The sequence below is a fragment of the uncultured Nostoc sp. genome, from assembly GCF_964245445.1.
Taxonomy (GTDB): Bacteria; Cyanobacteriota; Cyanobacteriia; order Cyanobacteriales; family Nostocaceae; genus Nostoc.
Genome location: NZ_CAXTNE010000354.1, coordinates 1 through 6,674, shown reverse-complemented (window position 1 = coordinate 6,674; position 6,674 = coordinate 1). Strand labels below are relative to the sequence as shown.

Below are 6,674 nucleotides of genomic sequence, written 5' to 3'. Positions count from 1 at the left end.
CGGGGACTGGGTATTGGGAAAATTCTTTTCTAATCCCCAGTCCTCAGTCCCCAGCCCCAATCCCCAAAATTTATTCGTCTTCTGCAAATACGAAACGATATAACTCGCTAGGGTCTGGTTCGGGGCTGCTTTCGGCGAATTTAACCGCTTCGTCGATTACATCCTGAATTTTACGATCAATTGCTTTGATTTCTCCCTCATCCGCCAGATTTTGCTCCACCAAATAAGCTGCCAACTTCTTAATTGGGTCACGGGCAAACCAAAATTCTTTCTCCGCTTTGCTTCGCATTTCATCTGGGTCAGCCAAGGAGTGGCCCCGGAAGCGGTAAGTAAGCGCCTCAATTAATGTTGGGCCTTCACCTGCACGGGCACGGGCTACAGCTTCTTGGGCTACGGCTCGGACTGCCAGTACATCCATACCATCTACTTCCACGCCCACCATGTTAAATACACTGGCTTTTTTATAAATCTCTGGCTGAGAAGTAGCTCGTTCGTGAGACATCCCAATGGCCCACTTATTATTTTCGACTACGAAAAGAATTGGCAGTTTCCATAAGGCTGCCATATTTAACGTCTCGAAAAACTGGCCGTTGTTAGCAGCACCGTCGCCAAAAAAGCAAGCTGTCACTTGGTCAGCATTTTTATCTCCTAGCACTTCGCGGCGGTATTTGCTTTGAAAAGCCGCTCCAGCTGCTACAGGAATTCCCTCAGCCACAAAAGCATAGCCACCCAGCAAACGATGTTCAGCAGAAAACATGTGCATGGAACCACCGCGCCCTTTGCTGCAACCTGTGGCTTTGCCAAATAACTCTGCCATTACCTCTTTTGCTGGTACTCCTGCACTCAGAGCATGAACGTGGTCGCGGTAAGTACTACAAACGTAATCTTCACCCGGTCGCATTGACTGCACAACACCACTGCAAACTGCTTCTTGACCGTTGTACAAATGGACAAAACCAAACATTTTGCCCCTGTAGTACATTTCAGCGCATTTGTCTTCAAATAAGCGCCCTAACACCATATCCTCATACAACCGTAACCCTTCTTCTTTAGTAATGTGCGTAGTAGCAGGATTAAAAGTGGGTAAAGTACGCTCTTGAACCATTATTTTTGAGTATCCCTGTTGTACAACTTAAACTTACGGTCTTAAATAAGTTGGTCTGATAACACCTCAGCTTTTAACAGGCTAGCGTTTGCAAGACTCAACAATCAAACTTTATTTATGCACCAAAAAAGGGTCTTAGGGAATAGCTGAACTTTTAATTTTTTGATTTTTAACTTTTCAGCCCATGCCCCGTGAGGATTCGACTCTAACGGCAACATCTGCCGCTTTGAGTTTTCTCTTTCACTGAAACAGTGCTGAGTACCGTTAGCGGTAACGGGGCGTTGAGCCACTGCTGAGTAAAAAGTAAAATTAGACCGATTAGGCATCAAATCAGTTACGAGTAGTAAGTACTGAGTGAAAAGATTCACAAGTACTACGTCTTACTCATTACTTCTTACTCAGAACTCAACACTGGCTCAACGCCCCGCTATCCATGTACAGCACTCCTAAATATTCCCCTTCATAGACTAGCAATCAAGATAGACTGCTTTCTGCATATCCATTAACAATTTAAAAAAAAGAGGCAAAAATCTATATACCTAAATAGGTAATTGTAATTAAAAACAAATTATGATATGATTTTTTCCTCTAGTTATCAGGGTCAGATTTCCAATAGTAGTATTTTATTGACCTCCTAGTGGGAAAGTCCCGAAAAAATCAATCATCAATAGATTCTTGCAACCACAACAATTATGCCGTGATTAAAAGCGGTAGTTGTGGTTTGTGCTATCGAAGGCTGATAATAGTTGTGTTAAACAAAAATACTAATAATTAAGACAAACAATTGAGGCTTTCTAGGCGAAAGCAAAAAATTAGTACTAGAATGTGACTCAAAATTTCGGGAAGGTACAAAACAAGTTGTTGCAATATACACTTGTAGAGTAAATTCTATACGGCATTGTTATGGCACGGTTTTACAGGCCTGGAACGCTCTAGGTGAATTATATTGATCACGGTGCAGGGGAAGTAGGCTGTGCGAATTCCGCTAGATTACTACCGAATTTTAGGACTACCGTTGGCGGCAAGTGATGAACAATTGCGGCAGGCATATAGCGATCGCATTGTACAATTGCCTCGACGTGAGTATTCTCAGGCAGCAATTTCTTCTCGTAAACAACTCATAGAAGAAGCTTACGTGGTTTTATCAGATCCCAAACAACGCAGTACCTACGATCATCTCTATCTTGCCCACGCCTATGATCCTGATAACCTTGCTGCTGCCGCAGTAGCAAAGGAAAATCGTCCAGAAAGCACCAAAAGGGGTATTGAAACCCAAAGTCTGGGCATCGACATTAGCCAAGACGAATTAGTTGGCGCTTTGTTAATTTTGCAAGAGTTGGGCGAATACGAGCTTGTATTAAAACTAGGTCGTCCATACCTGGTAAATAAAAATGGTGCTAAAAGTGTAATAAAAAGTAATAATTTAGCAGACGAAGAAATATACGAAAGCGCTGAACATCCAGATGTTGTTCTCACTGTTGCCCTTGCTTGTCTAGAATTAGGTCGTGAACAGTGGCAGCAAGGTCACTATGAAAATGCCGCCATATCCTTAGAAACTGGTCAAGAACTCCTAGTGCGCGAAGGGTTGTTTTCTAGTGTACAGGCAGAAATTCAGGCGGATCTTTACAAATTGCGACCATATCGAATTTTGGAGTTATTGGCACTACCTCAAGAAAAAACTGCCGAACGACGCCAAGGCTTGGAATTATTGCAAAACCTTTTAGAAGATCGTGGTGGCATTGATGGCACGAACAATGATGAATCTGGTTTAAATATAGATGACTTTCTGCGATTTATCCAGCAGTTACGCAACCACTTAACAGTCGCAGAGCAGCACAAGTTATTTGAAGCTCAAAGCAAACGTCCTTCTGCTGTTGCCACTTACTTAGCTGTCTATGCCTTGATAGCACGGGGATTTGCTCAACGGCAACCAGCTTTAATTCGTCAAGCAAGGCAAATGCTGATCCGTCTGGGCAAGCGCCAAGATGTACATTTAGAACAGTCGCTATGTGCATTACTCTTGGGACAAACTGAAGAAGCAACTCGTGTTTTAGAACTTAGTCAGGAGTACGAAGCTTTAGCTTTTATTCGGGAAAAATCTCAAGATTCTCCAGATTTGTTACCGGGGCTGTGTTTATATGCAGAACAATGGTTGCAACACGAAGTTTTCCCCCATTTTAGAGATTTAGCAAACCAGCAAGCTTTCCTAAAAGATTACTTTGCTAACCAACAGGTACAAGCTTATTTAGAAGCACTACCAACTGATGCAGAAACAACTAATGAATGGGCTGTAATTAATCCTCAATATTTTCCTCAGCCCAAGACAAATAATCCTCCTTTCCACAACAATTCAACTAGGACTTCAGGGCAATTTAATCACAGCAGAATACCAGACCCAGATTTGCCAAAAACACCAACAAAAGAAACGTCTGAATATATAAACTTCTCACCACCTATGTGGAATTCATCTGGAAGTGTGAAATCAGAGGTTCCTGCTGCGGAACGGATGAGTAGAGGCACTAATCAGCATTTGAACGGTTCAGCTAAAAGTGCTGCACCCGGTCATAACCAAAAGCGTAGGCGGAGAAAACCTACTCAATCTTCTATCCGAGAGCGTATACCAGATAATCGTCCTCATTCTCGTCGTCCCCGGCGGCGGCGAACTTTTGCTAATACCATCGAAGGGAAAACACGGCTGGTGTGGAGAGTGTTTATTTCTTTGGTGAGTCTATTAGTTCTCTGGGTGGTAGCCACAACAACTTTTGGATGGTTAAAAAATCTGTTTTTCCCTACACCACCTATGCGTGGTTCAGAGTTATTTGTACAGATAAATCAACCACCAATATCTATTCCTGATCCAAATAATAAACCAGAATCACCAGAAGGGCCTCTAACAAATGCAACGGCAGAGGAAGTCATTCGGGCTTGGTTATTAACCAAAGCTGAAGCTTTCGGACCGAATCATGAGATTAATAGTTTAGAGCAGATTTTAACTGGTTCAGCTTTGTCTCAATCGCGGCAGACTGGTGAACAGTATAGGTTAGAAAACCAATACTACAAGTATGACCATAGCTTGAAGATAGAATCTGTAGAGAAAAGTGATTTATTTGCAGATCGTGCCGTAGTGAAAGCTACGGTTAAAGAAGCGAAGCAGTTATATGAAAATGGTCAGTTTCAAAAGTCTTTTAGCGATAATTTGCGAGTTCAATATGATTTGATTCGAGAACGAGGTAAATGGCGTATCCAGAGTATATCTGCTGTCAATCAGATAATTTAGATAAGTTTGAATTTTCAGGCGATGTCTACGACAAACTCCCCTACGACAAAGTGGGTAATCCCAATTTCCTAAGAAGAGTGATTCTGATTCTCCGAACTTCTGAGCGGCAAAAGCCGCGCAAGAGAGTTCTCTTTGGATTATGAATTCTTCTTCAATCGCTCTTTAATACAGTCAGCGTTATTCACCAGAACTTTCCAACACCGCTAACAAACTTTTCAACATCAAATAAGCAGAAGTCCCTCCTGGATCTGGATGTCCGATACTCCGTTCTCTCAGGTAGCTAGCCCGTCCCTTTCTCGCCTGCATCGGTATAGTTTCTTGCAACCCCCTTTGGGCTGCTGCTACAGCCTGTTGCAAACCTTCTAGCGTTCCCTTACTTTCTCCTACAGCTTGCCCAAAAGCGGTTACAGCCGGAGATAGTACATCCAACATTGTTTTGTCTCCTAGTTGCGCTTTGCCACGTTGCAGCACGCCGTCTAAGCCTGCTTGGAGTAGTACTAATACATCTTGTTCTGTTAATTCTTGCTTATCTGCTACTGCTGTACTGGCTCGCAAAAACCAAGTGCCATAAAGAGGACCACTAGCACCGCCAATGGAAGAAATCAAGGTCATACTCACAGCTTTAAGAATGTTGCTGATGTCCTTGTCTGTAAGAGTTGGTAACTGAGCGCTTACCTTTTTGAAGCCGCGATCCATATTGATCCCATGATCCGCATCTCCGATCGCAGCATCTAATTCTGTCAAATATGCTTTATTCTGCTCTATCTCGGTTGCATAAGCCTGCAACCATTGCAATATCTGCGCTTGAGTTACCATAATAATTCGTAATTAGTTAAATTCCCCAGCGCCAACTTGGTGTTTTTACTGGTGCATCCCATAGGCGGATCATCTCTTCATCTAATTTCAGCAGGGTAATGGAGCAACCTTGCATTTCTAGAGATGTGATGTAAGGGCCTATCAAGTTTCGCACAATTTGCAATCCTTGCTGTTCGCAGATTTGGGCGAGTTTGCGGTAAACAATATACAGTTCGGAAATCGGAGTTCCACCCATACTATTGACAAAAGCTAATAAGCGATCGCCTTTGGCAAATTGTAGATTTGTTAGTTCTACATCTACCCATTCTCCTTTGTCTTCATCCCACTCGCGCAGTGTGCGGCTGTATGGTGCATCTTCAAGGAGCGATCGCGTTAAAATTTCGGTAATCTCGTCTACTGCTTTTATATCTGTACGTTCTATTCCTGGTTCACCGTGGATACCGATACCTAATTCGATTTGGCGATCGCTTAATTCAAATGTCGGCGTTCCATTAGCGGGTACTGTACAAGATGTTAGAGCAATTCCCATACTCCGCCCATTCAAATTTACTCGGCGACATAAATTTGCTATTTGTGGCAAATCATACCCAGCCTCAGCCGCCGCGCCACAAATTTTCTCCGCTAGTATTGTTGTTCCCACACCCCGGCGTCCTTGGGTATAGAGGCTATCTTTCACTGCTACATCGTCATCAATCAAAATATTTAGCGATCGAATGCCTTCACTACGGGCTAACTCTGTTGCCATCTCAAAGTTCATGACATCGCCACTGTAATTTTTGACGATATAAAGGATACCTGAGCCTCCATCTACAAGCTTTGCTGCTTCTAGCATTTGGTCAGGAGTTGGTGAAGTGAAAACCTCACCAGGACAAGCTGCATCAAGCATTCCTTTGCCCACGAAGCCAGCGTGCATTGGTTCATGTCCACTGCCACCACCAGAAATAATTGCTACTTTACCCTTTATGGGTGCATCGGCTCGATAAACAAAAGCAGGATCATAATTGAGTTTAATTAAATCGGAATGAGCCGCCGCCATACCTTCTAGACTTTCCCGCACAAAGTCTTCCGGCTTGTTGATCAGCTTTTTCATAATCCATGTTTGGTTAAAAGGGTGCTAAAACCCAGGTTATAGCGATCGCTGGTTTGTATGCAATAGAGGTTGACCTCTCTCTAAATCTCTCTCCTAAAAGGAGCAACGGTGTACGCACAAGTCGGAAAAACTTCATCCACCAAAGATTTGCGGTAAAGCAGCGCTGCGGGAGGGTTTGCTTCCGCAGGCGACTGCTGTTAGCGCAGCGTTAGCGACGCAGGAGCGTTACCCGTACCCCTACGGGGAAGCAAGCTACGCGTAGCGTCTCTGATAGGAGAAGGATGCGTTACGCTGGCGTGACAAAGCTAAATTGTTGCAATCATGGCGATGCCTGCGGTTCTTGCTAGCCAACGCATTTGTTATTTTGGCGAACTCATTTGTTATTT

General features: G+C 43.5%; 4 protein-coding genes. 1 reads left to right on the top strand and 3 read right to left on the bottom strand.

Annotated elements, in window-relative coordinates; all coding sequences use genetic code 11:
* Window positions 1-70 precede the first annotated feature (70 nt).
* The gene (pdhA, locus tag ACFE90_RS34435; RefSeq protein WP_375506770.1) at window positions 71-1,105 is read right to left on the bottom strand and encodes a pyruvate dehydrogenase (acetyl-transferring) E1 component subunit alpha; all 1,035 of its coding nucleotides are present in this window, start codon (window positions 1,103-1,105) and stop codon (window positions 71-73) included.
* Between the two features lie 973 nt (window positions 1,106-2,078).
* Here pdhA and ACFE90_RS34430 point away from each other — a divergent pair.
* Entirely contained in the window at window positions 2,079-4,382 is a 2,304-nt protein-coding gene (locus tag ACFE90_RS34430) for an IMS domain-containing protein (protein ID WP_375506769.1), read from the top strand.
* Window positions 4,383-4,559: 177 nt separating this feature from the next.
* Here the strand turns inward: ACFE90_RS34430 and dhaL are convergent, their stop codons facing one another.
* Both dhaL and dhaK read right to left on the bottom strand, forming a co-directional pair.
* Complete coding sequence (gene dhaL, locus ACFE90_RS34425; RefSeq protein ID WP_375506768.1) at window positions 4,560-5,198, bottom strand: dihydroxyacetone kinase subunit DhaL; 639 nt, start codon at window positions 5,196-5,198, stop codon at window positions 4,560-4,562.
* Between the two features lie 16 nt (window positions 5,199-5,214).
* Window positions 5,215-6,288 carry a dihydroxyacetone kinase subunit DhaK gene (dhaK, locus tag ACFE90_RS34420; RefSeq protein ID WP_375506767.1) on the bottom strand — a complete coding sequence of 358 codons (1,074 nt, stop codon included), beginning with the start codon at window positions 6,286-6,288 and terminating at the stop codon, window positions 5,215-5,217.
* Window positions 6,289-6,674 lie beyond the last annotated feature (386 nt).